An 18,165-nucleotide genomic window follows, 5' to 3' on the forward strand; every position below is an offset into this window, starting at 1 on the left:
TTATTGAACTAAGGGCTTAGAATAAGCACAGAAGGTGTTTCGGAAAGCCAAACACTTCTCGTTTCAAGGGCCTTTTTCCAACTATCCAAACTAATAAGCAACATGTCCTTCGTCTTCAAAAAAGCCCTATTCATTGTTTTTCCATCAGTAACCGATAAGTGATCCGGGGCTATCACGTTAATCGCCCTGACAGCTTCTTTAAACTCAATGCTTTGCCGGGTGACGCCTAAAACGTCCACAATATAAATTCGAGCTCCTCCGTGTTGAATGAGTTTCTGAATGTATGTCAAAAGAAAACGATCACTTTCCGAAAATATCGGCACAACCACCTCTTTGATTTCCTTTAATTGCTTATCGATCAGTATACCTGTCGGGATTTTTGAACGCTTTAATATATATTTCGTCCTTTCATCAAATATCCCAAAAGAAAGCAGTGTGTCCTTTGCTTTAAAGGTATTATACAATCTCTCTGGATTCACGACCCTTGTCGTTAGCCCGAGTATCCTGCCCAGAAGTGTACCTTCGAATACAGATTTACCAATACCCACCAACAGTAGATCGAAATCACCTCTATTGGCTGTTTCGATAATATCATCATCGATATTGTCAGAGGGTTTAAACAACGAAATGACAGGCTGCCCCAACTCTTTGGCTTCCGATTGTATCGGTGCAAAACTTTCTTTTTCGTATTCAAAAGCATTGAACTGATTCAATTCATTTGCCAGCGAAAGATGTAAGGCCGTAACGCTTACTGTGTCTTTTGTTTTTCTGGTTAGACTATTGGCTAACCGTACCAATAAACTACCTGTTTGAGGACTGCCAAAGGCGATAAGAATATTGTACTTATCCACTTGCAATGCAGGGTGCGGACTTTCTTCGTTTTCTTTCTTAAAGAATCGGTTGATGAATCCCAAAGAAGGGCCGGTCATAAATGTGGTAACCAAAGCCATGAGCACTAACATAGCAAAAACTTCCGGGGAAAGCACTCCTAGATCATATCCGATGTTAAGGGCTACCAGTTCCATCAACCCGCGGGTATTCATTAATGCACCTATGGTAAGACTTCCCTTCCAACTCTGCCCTACAAATTTCGCCGCAATGGCACTTCCGGCAAACTTTCCCACTACCGCTACCGCAATGAAAATAAGGCAAAGTGTCCACAACCCCGGCTCATTCAACAGTCCTATCTGCGTACGTAAACCGGTGAAGACGAAAAAAAGAGGCAACAAAAGCACCAGAGACAGGTCCTCCACTTTTTCTATAAAGATATTTCTAAAATTTATGTTGGCAGGCATAATGACGCCCGCCATAAAAGCGCCAAACAAAGCGTGGATCCCTATTATTTCCGTGCTCCAAGCAGACAGCAAAAGTGTGACAAAAAATATTCCGACAATGGGTTTGCTTAACCTTTCTTTAGTCGCATACAGGTCCCCTATCCTTTTCAAAAAAGGTCTCACAAACCGTAACATGAGCGCCACATATAGAACCGACAACAAAATGGTATAAAGTGCACTAGCCACAGACCCTGCTTTCACAACAGCAATTACCGCAGCGAGGATGCACCATGCCGTTATATCGTCCGCTGCGGCACAGGTAATAGCCATCGCCCCTAGCTTCGTTTTAGAAAGTCCGCGTTCTTGCACAATCCGGGCCAGTACGGGGAAAGCGGTAATGCTCATGGAAATACCGATAAATAAGGCATAAGATATGAAACTGACTCCCTCAGGGGCTGTTTGCTGATAGATAAAATAAGCCAAGGTAACTCCTAAAGCGAAAGGAAAGACTATACTGGCATGGCTTACCACCACAGCCTCGTGGGCTTTATTTCTTAAAATCCCCAGATCTAACTCCATGCCTACAACGAACATAAAAAGAATAAGCCCAATTTGGCTCATAATTCCTAAATTCCCTAAAGAACTTTCGGGAAACAGAATGGCGGAAAGCTCTGGAAAATAGGCGCCCAACAGGGATGGCCCTAAAAAGATCCCTGCCAGAATTTCCCCGATTACACTCGGCTGGCCGATTTTCCGACATAAATAACCAAAACACCTGGCTACCAATATAATAGTTATGATCTGCAATAGCATGATAGCCAAAGGGTATGAGAAATTATGTTTCAGCGCATCAACAAAGTGATCCCAAGCCGACCCGGAAGACGCAATACCGTCGATCTTGACTTCCTTGGCAAATTCCAAGCTCGCTCCCTGAACAATTAGGAAATAGATAAACAGAGAAAAACCGCCGATGCTTACTAAATAAAAAATCAAATCCTTATACCGCCTCATTACGAATCTATTTAAGTTCTTAGGCGAATGTAAAACTTGCAAACCGTTCGTGAAAGCACCTTCCTACTATTCTGTAACCAACAGGAAATAAAATGTAATAAACTACGAACCGAATAAGCTGATAAAATCTTTACGGTAATGTTCGTTTAACGCGAAAACGAATGATGTTGGCTTTTTCTCGTTTAATAAAAGTGTGACCTGGTTATGAGTAAATGTATGTACCCACCGAATGGCTACTATTGTTTGCCGGTTAATCCGCGCGAAGTCGTCTTTGGGGAGGAGACTAACTAACTGCTCAAAGGATATATTTTTCAGTGTAACTTGGCTTTCATCGCTATAGATCACCGTTTTGTCTCGTTTATCAATTTCGGAGACCACTATAAAAGCAATAGCAGCGAATTGCAACAGAATTTTTCCCTTATTACTGTTCAGTTGAATGAATTTTGAAACCCCTTTCGTCATTAGAAAGCTATACGACTTTTCGAAAGCTTTTTTTAATCGATTAAATTGAATGGGTTTTATAATATAGTCCACCGCGTCTAATTCGTAAGCTTCTGCCGCGAACTCCTTGTACGCCGTAGTAAAAATAATTGCCTTGCCTGCTAGTCTGAGGGCCAGCTCCATCCCATTCATTTGCGGCATTTCGATATCCAGCACACATACATTGAAATCCAGATTATCCATTTCTTCCATTAGCTTCAGTGGATTATTGAAAGCCTTTACGACTTCCACATTATCAAAGCCTTCGCAAATAGTGCGCAAGTATCGAAGCGCAGGCAGTTCATCATCCAATAAAATACATTTCAGTTCCTTCACAATACTTTTATCCTTAATTCAGTGATAAATATTCCGTTATTTACGGATTCGGCACAGGAGTAAGCACCTTCACCATAAACGGATGACAAGCGATTCAAATAAATATCGTTTCCTAAACCACCCCTTGTATTAAAACGGCTAGGTTGTTCATTCGTTTTATTTGCAACCTGTAACACAAACCAAGAATCATTTTCGAAGAAGAAACTCACACTGATAAAAGCGTTATCGCTCTGTAGATCGGCATGCTTAAAAGCGTTTTCAATAGGGTTGATAAAGGAAAGCGGCGCGATTATATCCCGATGGCAACGGGGATCGTTTTCGTCGATCTTATCTTTGACACGTATGTCGAACAACGGACTTGCTTTTAGTCGGTTTATTTCAATAAAATTTCTCGCAAAGGCGATCTCTTCCTTAATGCTTACTAACCGGCCATCAGCATCATATAAAATATAATCTAACACTCCCGACAGCTTGTCCAGCGCATAATAGCTCTGGTACGCATGGGATTGAATAGCATTCAAGGCATTTCTGAATAAATGTGGATTCAATTTATAGGGCAGCTGCTCTGCTTGCGCTCCTGTGTACTTTTTTTGAATTTCTTCATATTTGGTTTTTAACTTTAGGTTTTCCTCTTTTATCTGCCCTTGGCTTTTCCAGAGAAAGAGAATAACGATAACTGCGGCTAACAGCATAGCGGCTAAGCCAATTGTGAAAACCAGATATACGGTATGTACGGCTGTAAACATGAATTCTAAAGCAACGCAATAAACGTTAAATATAGCTTGTTTTGACCAACATGGATGTACCGACGCCGCCTTGTTTATCATTTTACATTTTGCTTACAATGTTAAAAGCACATAAATCGCTGTTTAATTTCAATCAGGCTTATTCTTTTATAAGCCTTTCGTCCTTTTTGCGCTGAAGCGCCACCAGCATCCGCTTAGCCCTTTTCTTACATTGCATATGAAAGCATTTTTGCCTAATTTTGCACCACGTATAAAACATCATGATCTACTTCTTTAAAAATCCTCACCACACCATTTTTTCTTTACAAATAGAGCGGCCGCTAGCGGCCGACGAAACGTCTAAATTGACTTGGCTATTTGGCGGCGCTGAACTACTTTCCAATGCAAGTTTGCCGGGATCTTTTGTTGGACCTCGCGCAACTATGATAACGCCTTGGAGTACGAATGCAGTAGAGATCACGCAAAACATGGGGATTTCCGATATTCTCAGAATAGAAGAATTCACCGAAGTAAGCCCCGATTATACCGATTTCGATCACATGCTGTTGCAAAAATACAGCGAATTAAATCAGGACATTTTTACGATTCATCTGGAACCCGAGCCTATCTTGGAAGTAGACGATATCGCTGCCTATAACCAACAGGAAGGTTTATCTCTAAGCCAAGAGGAGGTTGACTACCTTAACGATCTGTCTCAAAAGCTAGGAAGAAAACTTACTGATTCTGAAGTGTTTGGCTTTTCGCAAGTTAACTCAGAACACTGTCGGCATAAAATATTCAACGGTACTTTTGTTATCGACGGGGTAGAACAACCCACATCTTTATTTAAACTGATCCGTAAAACTTCCGAGAAAAATCCGAATGACATTGTTTCCGCTTATAAGGACAACGTAGCTTTTATAAAAGGTCCGAGATTGCAGCAATTTGCACCTTTACGCGCTGATGAACCGGAATATTATACGATTAAAGAATTCAATTCTGTTATTTCACTAAAAGCTGAAACGCACAATTTTCCTACTACCGTTGAACCTTTCAATGGAGCTGCCACGGGCTCGGGAGGAGAGATAAGAGATCGTCTGGCAGGTGGTCAGGGATCTATCCCTTTAGCGGGCACAGCTGTGTATATGACGGCATTTTCGCGACTGGAAGAAAACAGGCCTTGGGAAAAAGCGATGGAAGAGCGGGACTGGCTTTACCAAACTCCCATGGATATTCTCATAAAAGCCTCTAATGGCGCCTCTGATTTTGGAAACAAATTTGGTCAGCCTTTAATTACCGGATCGGTTCTTACTTTTGAACATGAAGAGGATGCCCGTAAACTTGGTTTCGACAAAGTAATTATGTTGGCTGGCGGCGTGGGATATGGCAAAGAAGAACAGTCAAAAAAATTGCAACCTGCAAAAGGCGACAAAATTGTGGTGCTCGGAGGCGAAAACTACCGGATCGGCATGGGAGGTGCAGCAGTTTCTTCCGCAGATACTGGCGCTTTTGGCTCCGGTATCGAGTTAAATGCGATTCAGCGTTCCAATCCAGAAATGCAGAAGCGAGCAGCAAACGCAGTCCGAGGTTTAGTGGAAAGCGACCATAATACCATCGTTTCGATACATGATCATGGCGCTGGAGGGCATTTGAATTGTCTCTCCGAATTAATAGAAAGTACAGGCGGACAAATTGATCTGGACAAACTTCCTGTGGGCGACCCGACCTTATCGGCAAAAGAGATTATTGGTAATGAATCGCAGGAGCGTATGGGCTTGGTGATCGCGGACAAAGATCTCCAAATGCTGAAGAAGATAGCCGACCGCGAGCGATCGCCCATGTATACGGTGGGTCAGGTCACCGGTGACCATCGTTTCACCATTGCTTCCTCAACTAAGGGAACCAAGCCCATGGACTTGGCAATAAACGATATGTTTGGTAGTTCGCCAAAAACAATTATGGAAGACAAATCCATAAAACGAACCTATCGCAGCCTTTCTTACGATGAGGCGAATCTGCACCACTACCTAAACCAACTGCTTCAGTTGGAAGCGGTGGCTTGTAAAGATTGGCTCACCAATAAAGTCGATCGCTGTGTGGGTGGACGTGTAGCTAAACAACAATGTGCCGGACCGCTTCAGCTACCCTTGAATAACTGTGGCGTGATGGCGCTCGATTATCAAGGTAAAGACGGTGTGGCGACTTCAGTAGGCCATGCTCCCCTATCCGCGTTGATTAACCCGGCAGCTGGTAGTCGAAATGCAGTTGCCGAATCATTGTCGAATATTATTTGGGCTCCATTAAAAGACGGTTTACAAAGTGTATCCTTGTCGGCGAATTGGATGTGGCCTTGTAAAAACGAAGGCGAAGATGCCCGCCTTTACGAAGCCGTAGAGGCTTGTGCGGATTTTGCTATTGATTTAGGAATCAATATACCCACAGGAAAAGACTCGCTTTCGATGAAGCAAAAATATCCGGATGGCGAAGTGATTGCCCCGGGAACGGTTATCATCTCTGCAGCGGCACACTGCATTAACATTACTGCGGTTGTAGAACCTGTTTTACAGAAAACCGATGCGGCAATTTATTACATAAATTTATCTGGAGATAAACCGAAATTGGGCGGATCTTCCTTTGCGCAGGTACTAAATCGGATAGGCGACGAAACGCCCGACATAGTGGACGCGAAAGCGTTTAAAGTAGGGTTTAACACAGTACAAGAACTTATAAAATCCGGAAAGATCCTTGCAGGACACGACATCGGTAGTGGCGGACTTATTACCACACTGCTGGAAATGTGCTTTGCCGACCACAACCTCGGCGCGCGGATCGATTTATCCAGCTTAGCGGAGCAAGACAGCATCAAGCTTTTGTTTGCAGAGAACATCGGTATTGTATTTCAGGCGCACTCCACTATCGAGCAAGAGTTAAATAGTAAAGGAGTTGCTTTTCACAAAATTGGCGTAGTAAGTGACGAAGCAATATTGGAAGTAAGCAACAATGGGTCAAAATGGTCATTCGATATAGATGAACTACGCGACGTTTGGTTTAAAACCTCTTACCTACTCGATCAAAAACAAAGTGGTAAACAAAAGGCAGAAGAACGCTTCAAAAATTATAAAAACCATTTGCTGAAGTATTCATTTCCTAAGCATTTCGATGGAAAGAAACCTCACATTGATGCCACTAAACCACGTCCAAAAGCGGCGGTTATCCGGGAAAAGGGAAGTAATTCGGAGCGTGAACTGGCTAATGCTCTGTATCTGGCGGGTTTCGATGTGAAGGATGTACATATGACAGATTTAATTTCGGGACGAGAAACCCTGGAAGACATAAAGTTTATAGGTGCAGTGGGCGGCTTTTCGAATTCCGACGTTTTGGGCTCTGCCAAGGGTTGGGCGGGTGCTTTCATGTACAATAAAAAGGCTCGGGTGGCGCTTGAAAACTTTTTCAGTCGGCCGGACACACTATCGGTAGGTATCTGCAACGGATGTCAGCTCTTCATTGAACTAGGCCTTATTAATCCGGAACATGAGCAGAAGCCTAAAATGCTACATAATGACAGCCATAAGCACGAAAGTGGATTCACGGCGCTTACCATACAGGAAAATGAGTCGATTATGCTTTCAAGCCTTGCTGGATGTACCCTGGGCGTATGGATTTCCCATGGCGAAGGTAAATTTCAGCTTCCTTATGAAGAGGATCAGTACCATATCGTAGCGAAGTATAATTACGAGACCTATCCTGCCAATCCAAATGGCTCTGATTATAATACCGCCATACTCTGTGATAAATCCGGAAGACACCTGGTAACCATGCCCCATATAGAACGTTCACTGTTTCAGTGGCATTGGGCTCATTATCCCGGCGACAGAAGAGATGAAGTATCTCCGTGGGCAGAAGCCTTTGTTAATGCTAGAAAATGGATTGAACAACAATAATAAATAAGCCCGGTTAAAAAAACCGGGCTTATTTATTTACAGTTTCCTTTGATTAGAAAACTCATCGCATTACACAGAAGCTGCACAGCTTCTTGTGCCCTGATTGTGCACACGAAGCTGTCTAAAATTGCTAAATTTGTGATATCACAAAAGGTCGGATGGCCGAGCGGTTAGGCGGAGCTCCGCAAGAGATCTCAGAGTGGTTCGAATCCACTTCCGACCTCCTTTTTAAACTGATAATTCCCCTTGCACCTGATATAGGCCAGCTCTGCTGGAAAATCCACTCCTATCTCCCAAAATATGGGGTCGATTGCAACGTTTCAGAATTTTTAGCGTCTATGGATACAAGAACAGACAAATAATACTAAAAAAATTAAACCTTCTATCCATGAATCACACCGAAAATCGTAAAGCGACTACTATACCGAAACAATCTCCCCCTTTTACCGAACGTGTGGATAGCTACTCGACAGGAAAAAAATTCACCTAGCAAAACAGGCTGTTCACCGAAATTTTGGATGCCTTCGCCTAATTTAACTTCAACGATATAACAACTACCAATACTTTTGGCAAAAAGAAACAAAGTCATGAATTTCCCTAACACACATCGGAAAAAGTATACCTCAACGCCTTTATTGAAAACTTTCCTCTTGTTCTTTGCCCTTTATTGCTCATTTCCGGGCCTGAGCGCAGCACAGGAAAAAGCTGACATTCAAGGAACGGTAAAGGACCAAACTGGTGCACCTATTGATTTAGCAACTATCGTTTTACTAAAAGCCGCAGACTCGTCTTATATACGCTCCGTTTTCAGTGACGAGCAAGGTCATTACCTCCTTACGGGAGTTAATAAGGGAAAATACATTTTATCTGCTTCGATGATTGGCTTCCGTAAAGCCTATCTACCCCTTACAATAACTCCACAGCAAAAAGCCGTGCACGCTACGCCTTTTACCTTAATAGCCGAGGCGAAAGCATTGAAAGAAGTAACCGTTACCGCTACAACCCCTACGGTTGAACGGAAAGACGGTGCTTTGGTAGTAAACGTAGCAAACACCGCACTGGCCGCCGGCAATAGTGCATTGGAAATATTGGAACGCTCTCCCGGCGTCAGCATCGATAAAGACGGTAATATCACTTTAATGGGACGTCAAGGTGTAACCGTTATGATAGACGGCAAGCAGACCTATCTGTCCGCTGAACAATTAGCCAATATGCTTAAGTCAATGGATGGTAATAACGTACAATCCATAGAACTAAATACAAATCCCTCTGCGAAATACGATGCAGCAGGAACCGCCGGAATCATTAATATCAAGCTGAAGAAAAATAATATGGAAGGAACTAATGGCACCCTGAGCTTAAGTGGAGGCTATGGGCGCACGCACAAGTCCAATAATTCCCTTCAAATCAATCACAAAACCGGAAAAATCAATCTCTTCGGAAACTATAGCTATGTCAACAGCAATTATAATAACACGTTAGAATTATATAGAGTGGTAGGACAAAGTACACCGGCTAAAGTGTTTGATCAATATGCAGATTTCCAAAACGAACGGACAAGCAGCAGCGTAAGAGGTGGTATAGACTATAAAACATCGGAAAGAAATACGTTAAGTGCTTTGTTCTCTGGTTTCTTTCTCAACGGAAATGACCATTCTACCAGCAACAACAAGATTTCTGAATTGAACGCACCGTTGGATTCCACACTCACCACATTAAATAATGGCAGCAACAAATATAGTAACATATCTTTCAATATAAACAACACATTCAATATAGATACAAGCGGACGTAAACTCGTTGCAGAGGCAGATATATCGAGATTTAGCGATAAAACAACGAACTACTATGACAATTACTTCTATAATTCAACGGGCGAAGATTTGCGCGTTCCGGAATTCATTTTAAATGAAATGCCCTCCATCATAAATATACAGACGGCGAAGGTCGACTATACCCATCCGCTGACTTCGAAAAGCAAGTTGGAGGCCGGTATAAAATACAGCGGCGTTAAAAGTGATAACGATATGGGGTTTTATAATCAGCTGAACGGTAATTGGCAAAACAACGCGAACCGTTCCAATCACTTCGTCTATACGGAGCGCGTGAGTGCTGCTTATGCCATCTACAATCATACCTTGAACAAAACGGAAATCAAAGCCGGCCTGCGCGCTGAACATACCTATTCCGACGGCAATTCCTTGACCATGAACATAAGAAATAAGCGTGACTACTTGAGCCTTTTTCCGAATGTCAGTTTAAACCAACAGCTATCTGATAAGCACAGTGTCGGTTTATCGTACAGCCGACGAATAAATCGACCGAACTATGGCAATCTCAATCCTTTCTTGTTTTATATAGATCCTTACAGTTATCAACAGGGAAACCCATTTCTGAACCCTTCTTATACCAATTCATACGAATTAAGCTATACACTCTTAAAGAAGTATACTTTAACAGCAGGATTTCAGAAAACCAAGGACATGGTTGGCGAGATGATGTATCAGGACGACGTGACCAATATTGTCTACGTAACGAATGAAAATATTGCCAACGAGAATGTTTACTTTGTTAATCTGAATGTTCCCTTAGCCGTCGGTAAAGTGTGGAGCAGTAATACAAATATTAATGCCATGCACTTGGGGTACAAGGCAGACATTCCTACCGCACCTATAGACTTTGGCCAATTTGCCATACAAGCTAACAGCAATCATACGTTCAATGTCACCCAAAGCCTACGTTTTGAGGCTACTTGGCAATATCGATCGCCGCTTCGTTGGAGTATCTACGAAATCGGCACATCATGGGGATTAGATTTAGGCGTTAACAAATCGTTTTGGAATAAAAAAGCACAGGTAAAGTTTGCGGTTACCGATATATTCAATACACGGCCTAATACGGTTAATACCAATTATTCGAATTTGAACGTTCACGTATATAATACCTGGGAAAGCCGTGTGGCACGACTCACCTTTACCTTTAATTTTGGCAATCAAAAATTAAAAATATCCGAAAGAAACCTCGAGAGTTCTGAAAAAAACCGCGTCGGAAAATAACGTTGTCTCGTATATAAATGGTTTATTTTAAAAGGTCATATGCCTGCCTGGTCGGTAGATAGGAGATATCCAGATTATCGTATTTGGGTTTGGCAGTCATGGATATTTCATGTGTGTTTCTGCCGCTGCCGTCGTGAGATGACAGCGGCTTTTTCCGATCTCCAGCAGCACATGCTTTAATGCCATTCTTCTTTTAGTCAATGTTCACCGCCTACTCTACCTTTTTAGCTGATGTGTCACAGTTTTCACAACAATTATCAGAACAACTTGTTTTCTTTTGACAGTAGCACTTCCAAAGCAAAAAAGAGTATGGAGCAACATCAAAAAAAGCCAGAAATTTCCAACGTGCAATACGTCAAGAAGCAACTAGCGGATGGCACTATAGAGCTTGACATCAATGGGCTCATTGACAACGAATATTATGAGGCAACTGCCGTAATCAGTCAAGCCGATTTCGATAACAACGAAACTTTAAACACACTCATCACCGATCATTTGTTGAAAGCAAAAGATAAAGTAACACAGTTAAAGAAACCGGACGACCCGTAATAAGCACTGGTCAAGATTTCTTTTTCGGCACCTTTGCCCCTTCTTTCCTGGCTTCAGATAAACCAATGGCCACTGCTTGCTTCTTAGAAGTAACCTTCTTTCCACTTCCGGTTTTCAGTTTACCTTCCTTCATCTCGTGCATTGTTTCTTCCACTTTCTCGCCCGCCTTTTTTGAATACTTTGCCATAACATTCTATTTTATATACATATAAGAACAAAAGAAAACCTGCGATGTTTCGCCTGCCCACAGCTCTTTGGCAATCAGGCGGCTCCGTCCGGAAATCCTGTGCTCTATTTAACTTAAGTTAGTAAAAACCAGATTCCGTCCTCAGAAACGATGGTTTCGTGTAATTTTTTTGAAGGTCAGCTCAGATTTGTCGATATTAGAAATTGTCAGATCAAACCACCTAGGTTGTAATTTAGATTGTATGATATTGGTTTTCGATAGTTTAACGGAGGGCAACGACTCTTTAGCGGCGATCTTTAAGGCGCATAAGCTACCGGCTCATAGTGCTTTATCGGCGGACGAACTTTCCCGACAGTCTTCAAATCCTAATTATAAACTCCTGATTATAAGAGCGCGTTCTTTTGGGCCGGCAATTCAAAAAATTTTAGACCTCTGGAGTAGTCTTGAAAAAGACAGGGGCCTTCCGGCTCTATTGATCACGCAGTCGGATGAAAGCGATCTAGTCTTTCAAAAATATGATAGCGTAATGCTGGAATACATGTTTGGCACCCTTCGTACCCCTTCTCTCATTGCTAAAGTGCAAGCGCTAATTGCCAAACGCAACTATCAGACAGGTCTATTAACAACCAATGCTTACTTAAAAGAAGAACTGGAAAGAATAAAAAAAACTGAGGCTATTAAAGAAGAGTTTATAAGCATTGCCGGACATGAGCTTAGTACACCGATAACATCTATAAACGCGTATCTTCAACTTGCCCTCAGAAGTGCTAACTGCAAAAATATAGACCAAACGATTCAGCTGCTAACTAAAGGCTTGAATCAAATCAATAAGTTAAATCGCATCGCAAAAGACCTTTTAGATTCTTCAAGATTACAGGCTGGTAAAATGCAGTATAACTTTGCTGTTTTCAATTGCCAGGATTTTCTTAAGCAAACGGTAGAGCACGTAAAACATAGTTACCCCCACCGCAAAATTAATATAGATAGCCCTGTACAAGTGTGGCTGAAAGGTGATCAGGAGCGATTGGAACAAGTATTAACGAACTATTTAACCAATGCACTTAAATATTCTCCAACAAACACGGAGGTGTTGGTATATACACAAATAATAGATAAGAAGTGGTTAAAGGTCTGTGTTAAAGATTTCGGAGCGGGTATACCCGCAGATAAACAGCCCTATATTTTTCACAAATATTACCGAGCTTGCGAAAATAGTGCAAAACATCAAGGGCTAGGTATGGGCTTATTCATCTGTGCTCAAATTATCTCACATCATAAGGGTCAGTTCGGATTAGAAAGTGAAACCGGTAAAGGCTCCGTCTTTTATTTTTTGCTTCCAATAAAAGCACTGACAATAGGAGCAATGAAGGAACCTTCGTCTTACACCAAAGGCCTGTCAAAAAAAACGGCCCTTCAGTAGCCGCTCTAAAATAGAAGTGAAAGTAACATACGGTTAAGCCCTTGTAAAAAAAAGATAGTTTACCTATGTTTGCTGAACTGCTTTATGAGTTCAGCAAACCTTTTGTATATTCACAACATTTCCTTTTCCGTTGTTATTCGCAAGAACCCATGGTGAACAAAAAACTCCACTATCGTTCCATCTCCATAGAAATAAGCTACGAACCTGACATGGTTCATATTACGAACAACATTGATTTATGGCGTTTCTTCGAGGAAGACATCAGGCTGAGAACCGATCTTTTAATCGATACCATACAGCAAGACTATGTAGATATTTTCGGAAAACCTTTAAAAATAGCCCGCAAATCCTTAGCTGTTGAGATTTGGGGACATCTCTATTTTGAATATTACCTGCTAAGGTTACTCCGATTTCTGCGTATCGGCCTCAAATCAAAAATATTTCAAGGTCTTATAGCTCGATCAGCCTTTATCGACTGTGGTGAGAAAGATAAGGATCGCAATCGCTTATTATGGGATTGTTTAGCACTATTTTATGGCGTTCTACAGCACTTGCTTCCTAAAAACATTGGTTCAACAGGACTAAAAAAATAGGCCCCTCTCTTACACCAGACGCGCTTTTTACAATAAAGAGCCTCCTTTTGCATATTGCATTTGCAAAAAAGATTTATCAGGCGTATATTTGCCTTCACAACGCGAAAATAGCTCAGCTGGTAGAGCGCAACCTTGCCAAGGTTGAGGTCGCGAGTTCGAACCTCGTTTTTCGCTCTTAAAGCACCGTAGATCTATGGTGCTTTTGTCTTTCAGACACTTTCGGATCATATCCCTATTCCCAACTACCCCTTACTTTTGTACCAACAAATGGATCGTTCTTAATAGATAAATAGACATCGATCTCCTGTTGTAGCTCTTCGACATGGGAAATGATCCCAACAATCCTGTTCTCATTTCTCAGCGTTTTTAATGTGTCAAAAGCGACAGATAAGGATTCTTTGTCCAAGGATCCAAAGCCTTCATCCAAAAAGAAGAAATTCTGCTTTGCACGGTTCTGTTGCTGTACAGATTCTGCCAAAGCTAAGGCCAACGACAAAGACGCCTGAAAAGTTTGTCCACCTGATAAGGTTTTGGCTAGCCTCGTTTTACCATCATTTAGATAATCTCTTACCTGAAACTCATTCCGCTCTGTAACTTCTAATCTTAATTGCTGTTGGGTCAGCTTATAGAAGCGTTTGTTCGCTGCTTCACACAATTGCTGCAAATAAATCGTTGATATATAACTTACAAAACCACTTCCTTTAAAGAGATTCTTTAAAACACTTAAATTATCAGCCCGTTGCCGCACCTGTTGTAAAGCCTGTTGTAATTTCCGTTTTTCGTCAAGCTGCCTTAAGAGCCCATCGTAGTTGGCCTTAGCTGTGGCATATTCTTCTTTTTTTTGATTTAACTGTTCCTTGACCGCCTGACATAAATTGGATGCCTTCAAAAACAGCTGCTCCTCATAGTACTTATCTTTGGCAGTCGCCGACAACTTGCTATACTGTGCCTTAGCGTTGTATAACTGCTGAAAAAAGTGCTCCACATCGGTTCTCACCTCTTCTACAGCAATCGCCAAGCCCAACAATGCTTTGACTTCGGCCAAGGCGCCGAATTTCGATTGCTCCAATGCCTGCTGCAGCTGCTGCTCCACAAATAGCAATCGCTCTTGCTCTGCCGAGATGCTCTCGTTTACCGCTTGCAGTCTAGTTTCCAAAGCGACTTGAAGCTGTTGCTTTTCCTGTACCTGCTTTTGCAGCCTTTCATAAGATTCAATGATGCCATTGTACTCGCTATCTATTTTTGCGAGGTGCTCTTCTAAAGCGCTGGCATCATAGGTATAGACCTCCTCCTCCGACATATCCTGTAACTGCCTTACGAGCAAATCCAATGCGCCCGTCTTTGCGCGTTCCTCCCCAATAATTTGCTGAATTACCCGCTCGTATTGATTGCGATCTGCCTCCGCCTTTTTGAGGAGCTGTTCGTTCTCGGCAATTTCTTCCTCGAGCAGCACGATCTCTTCTTCCGTTTTTTTATGGGCCATTAGCGATTGGTCAATTGCGCCAATGTCGTCTTTGCTATAAAGAGGGTCCCAACTAAATGAATTGAAATGCTTTCGCATGGCCTCGTCGTCTGCTTCGTATCTCACTTGCGCTTCATCTCGGTTTTTAACAACACTCAACCGTTTCACGTCCCATAGTTCAAGTTGGCGCAACCGTTCGCGCACTGCGTTTTTATTATGCTTAAGCCCTTCATAACGATCATTTAACTCTTGAAGGTGATTTTCTACGTCTTCCAAAACGAGGATCTGAGGATGCGTCGACGACCCGCAAAGTGGACAAGGCTCCCCTCTATGCAGTGCGGCCACATAATCGCCAAGTTTTATCTGCATCTTCATACTGGCCATTTCATTTGAGAGCTTTTCCAGCTCGGAGTCTATTGCCGCTAGTTGCTGATTTAACGACTCTTCGGGATTTCCTTTAATAGCGCCTGCCCCATTGGCTAAATCGGTTAGGCTGTCCTCCACTTCTTTTAGGTGCTCATTAATTTCATCTAATGCGAGGCGACTCGCCTGTCTATTTTTTTCAAGCAGTGTCAGCGAGCTAAACCAATTCTTTACTTCCGACAAAACTGTGAAATCCGGCTTTCCACTCCGCTTCTCTTTCAACTTTTCGCGGAGCGCCAGGTTTGTTCGCTCACGATGATCTTTCTCTTGTTGCGCCTTCTCAACAAATACCTTACCCTTAACGATTCTTTCTCTCAAACGTATCGTCTCCCCTCTTAATTGCAATAGCTGCAAAGCAGTCCGATAATCACTTCGCTGCCGGTTAAGCTGTTCGAGCGCCTGATACTGCTGGATAACATTAGCAAACTCTTGCTGTAACTCCATCAAGGAGGTTTCACAAATTTTTAACTTGTGCTGATAGTCCTTCAGGCTTTCATTCCTTCTGGCTATCCCTAAGGCTAGTTCTTCCGCACGTTGTAAATTGGCCTTAAAATGGCGTTCACAATACTCATAGTCGCTTAAACGTTGTTTGAGTGCCTGAAACTCTTCTGACCTCGAAGTCAATCGACTATACAGTTCTTCAGCAGTCTTTAACTCTTCAAACAATCGTTTCAGCGACTCCTGCTCTTTTAAGTCATTTTCCTTTCTTTCCAGTTCGACAATTAACGCTGAAATCTCATCCGCCATAAGCTGCAATTCTTTGCCAGCGGAGTCTATATGCGCCTCACTTACATGCTCGAAGACCGAAAGTCGCCCGTTTAAGCGTTGCATAATTTCACTATTCTTTCGTTCAAGAGACGCTGTTTGCTGGAAAAACTCAAACCGATCCAACTGAAAGATATCTTTCAGCATGTCTGTGCGCGCTTTGTCTGTTAACTGTAAGAACTCTTGAAATTTGCCTTGCGGAATAATGATGGTCCGCCTGAAGTTCTCATAACTTAGCCCTAATAGCGACTCAGCGGTTGTTCCTGCCAATGGTTCCCAAGTAGCCCCCTTATCAATGTATGCAGATCGGTCGAAGGTGTTCACTTTCTCGAATTTCTTTCCGTGCCGCTTTCCTTTTACCACAAAGCGATACCGCTTTTCATCGAAGTTACTAAAAACGAAATCGATCAGCAATTCGTCGGATTTGAGATTCATCATATTGTAATTTCGATCGTCCCGGGTATTCAGTCGCTCGGTCTCACCATATAATGCAAAGGCGATCGCTTCCAATATCGACGACTTTCCGGATCCTACGGCGCCAAAAATACCAAACAGCTGTCCTTCGATTAAGCGATCGAAATGGATCGTCTGTTCTTGCTGATAGGAAAAAAGTCCTTTTATCGTTAAAGAAATTGGTATCATTCGTTTACTTGTTCAGCTCTTACTTCTTTAAACAATGCCATTAATTCGTCATTGGGTTGTTGGCCACTTTTGAAACTAAAATATTGGGCGAATAATTCTTCGATAGACAGACTTAGGTCGATCGTTTTAGCTCCGTCTGCCGCGCCCAATTTATTTCTTATTTCAGGAATGATCGTTACAATTCCTCCGTGTGCTTGTAGAAGTTGCTTCCGATCTTCAGCATGCATAAAATCGTCGCTTACCATGGTAAGTTCAATCCAAGCGTCACCACATTGTTGCAGCCAATTCACCGCTTCTGGGATCGTTTCAAAACGTTTTCTATATAAGGGCTTTCCGCTAGTTAATGGCAACTTTTCAAAATAGGCCTTTTTCCCGGGCTCTGCTTTTATAAACACTACATTCTTTTGTTGTCCGGCTTCGGCAAAACTATAGCAAAGTAGACTGCTACTATAAACGATCGGCAATCGATTCTTGTCTATTTCCTGATAGCGATGTAAATGGCCCAGCGCTACATATTGTAGGCTTTCAGGTATATTTTCACTGTAAATCGCTTGTGCACCGCCGATATGCAATATAGGTTTTTCATCAGCAGGCTCCTCAGGAGGAAGCTCTCCCTTTTTCATTACAAAGAGGTGTGCCATCAGTATATTCACACCCTGATCATCACAGTACTTGGTGGCAAGTTGCTGCCAATGCCCCCCCAGCACGTTTCTCATTTCCTCCTCTTCGTTACCGACGCCGAGAAACGTTTTCATACGATATTCATTAGCGTAAGGAGTCAAAAGTAAACGGAGCGGATATCGGTAGCCGGGAACCTGTAATTCAATAAAACCGGGCTCGCTCTTTATAATCCGAAAGCCACCGCATAGTTCCCCCGTAGCTATTGCTGCATGAGGGTAACCGGCAAATATGATCCCGCATTCGCGAGCCAATACATCCGGCGCGTCTATCCTATCTGGTGAATCGTGATTGCCGGCAATGGCAATAACAACCCGTTCGCCATTCTTGCTTAGGCATTTTAAACTTTTGTACAACAACTCCACCGCCTCAACCGCTGGGTTAAACGCATCAAACAGGTCGCCGGCCACCAACACCACATCAACCTCATGTTTGTCGGCCAAAGCGATAAGCTCGTCAAGCACTGCCTGCTGCTCCTCCAATCGTGAATATTTGTCAAGTCTTTTTCCTAAGTGCCAATCGGCAGTATGAAGTAATTTCATAGGTCCATTATAACCATAATAAGTAAAAAACCGAAATTTTTTATAAACAGATTTAGACAATCTGAAGGAATTCATAACGAA

General features: G+C 42.4%; 11 protein-coding genes, 1 tRNA gene and 1 pseudogene. 7 read left to right on the top strand and 6 right to left on the bottom strand.

Translation table 11 applies throughout. The annotated features are described in order from the left end of the window. Positions 1–8: 8 nt before the first annotated feature. From EPX21_RS15165 to EPX21_RS15175, 3 genes are all read right to left on the bottom strand, one after another. Complete coding sequence (locus tag EPX21_RS15165) at positions 9–2,285, bottom strand: cation:proton antiporter (RefSeq protein ID WP_134090539.1); 2,277 nt, start codon at positions 2,283–2,285, stop codon at positions 9–11. 102 nt (positions 2,286–2,387) lie between these two features. Next, positions 2,388–3,101, bottom strand: coding sequence for a LytTR family DNA-binding domain-containing protein (locus EPX21_RS15170; protein WP_134090540.1), 714 nt, complete (start codon positions 3,099–3,101; stop codon positions 2,388–2,390). Continuing rightward, positions 3,098–3,847: a sensor histidine kinase gene (locus tag EPX21_RS15175; RefSeq protein ID WP_166670782.1), complete on the bottom strand. Its 750-nt coding sequence runs from the start codon at positions 3,845–3,847 to the stop codon at positions 3,098–3,100. The genes EPX21_RS15170 and EPX21_RS15175 overlap by 4 nt, the downstream gene beginning before the upstream one ends. A gap of 260 nt (positions 3,848–4,107) precedes the next feature. Between EPX21_RS15175 and purL the strand changes: the two genes are divergently transcribed. From purL to EPX21_RS15190, 4 genes and pseudogenes are all read left to right on the top strand, one after another. Continuing rightward, complete coding sequence (purL, locus tag EPX21_RS15180; RefSeq protein ID WP_134090542.1) at positions 4,108–7,767, top strand: phosphoribosylformylglycinamidine synthase; 3,660 nt, start codon at positions 4,108–4,110, stop codon at positions 7,765–7,767. Between the two features lie 152 nt (positions 7,768–7,919). Next, positions 7,920–7,990 (top strand): annotated as a pseudogene (locus EPX21_RS22750). A gap of 364 nt (positions 7,991–8,354) precedes the next feature. After that, positions 8,355–10,823, top strand: coding sequence for a TonB-dependent receptor (locus EPX21_RS15185; RefSeq protein WP_134090543.1), 2,469 nt, complete (start codon positions 8,355–8,357; stop codon positions 10,821–10,823). 309 nt (positions 10,824–11,132) lie between these two features. Continuing rightward, positions 11,133–11,372: a hypothetical protein gene (locus EPX21_RS15190; RefSeq protein WP_134090544.1), complete on the top strand. Its 240-nt coding sequence runs from the start codon at positions 11,133–11,135 to the stop codon at positions 11,370–11,372. Positions 11,373–11,382: 10 nt separating this feature from the next. On the opposite strand, the gene EPX21_RS22755 is transcribed toward EPX21_RS15190, so the two are convergent. Next, positions 11,383–11,559, bottom strand: a complete 177-nt coding sequence (locus tag EPX21_RS22755) for a DUF6496 domain-containing protein (protein ID WP_166670783.1) — start codon at positions 11,557–11,559, stop codon at positions 11,383–11,385. 241 nt (positions 11,560–11,800) lie between these two features. On the opposite strand from EPX21_RS22755, the gene EPX21_RS15195 reads away from it, so the two are divergent. The 3 genes from EPX21_RS15195 (at position 11,801) to EPX21_RS15205 (ending at position 13,746) form a co-directional block, all read left to right on the top strand. Then, a complete protein-coding gene (locus EPX21_RS15195) occupies positions 11,801–12,979 on the top strand; it encodes a sensor histidine kinase KdpD (protein WP_134090545.1) in 1,179 nt (392 codons plus the stop codon). Positions 12,980–13,128: 149 nt separating this feature from the next. Beyond that, the gene (locus EPX21_RS15200; RefSeq protein WP_134090546.1) at positions 13,129–13,572 is read left to right on the top strand and encodes a hypothetical protein; all 444 of its coding nucleotides are present in this window, start codon (positions 13,129–13,131) and stop codon (positions 13,570–13,572) included. A gap of 101 nt (positions 13,573–13,673) precedes the next feature. After that, positions 13,674–13,746, top strand: a tRNA-Gly gene (locus tag EPX21_RS15205). A 58-nt stretch (positions 13,747–13,804) separates the two neighbouring features. Here EPX21_RS15205 and EPX21_RS15210 read toward each other — a convergent pair. Together EPX21_RS15210 and EPX21_RS15215 are read right to left on the bottom strand one after the other, a co-directional pair. Continuing rightward, positions 13,805–16,864, bottom strand: a complete 3,060-nt coding sequence (locus EPX21_RS15210; protein WP_134090547.1) for an SbcC/MukB-like Walker B domain-containing protein — start codon at positions 16,862–16,864, stop codon at positions 13,805–13,807. Beyond that, complete coding sequence (locus EPX21_RS15215; protein WP_134090548.1) at positions 16,861–18,084, bottom strand: exonuclease subunit SbcD; 1,224 nt, start codon at positions 18,082–18,084, stop codon at positions 16,861–16,863. Before EPX21_RS15215 ends, EPX21_RS15210 begins: the two co-directional genes overlap by 4 nt. Positions 18,085–18,165 lie beyond the last annotated feature (81 nt).

The organism is Olivibacter sp. XZL3 (genome assembly GCF_004368405.1).
Lineage (GTDB): Bacteria > Bacteroidota > Bacteroidia > Sphingobacteriales > Sphingobacteriaceae > Olivibacter.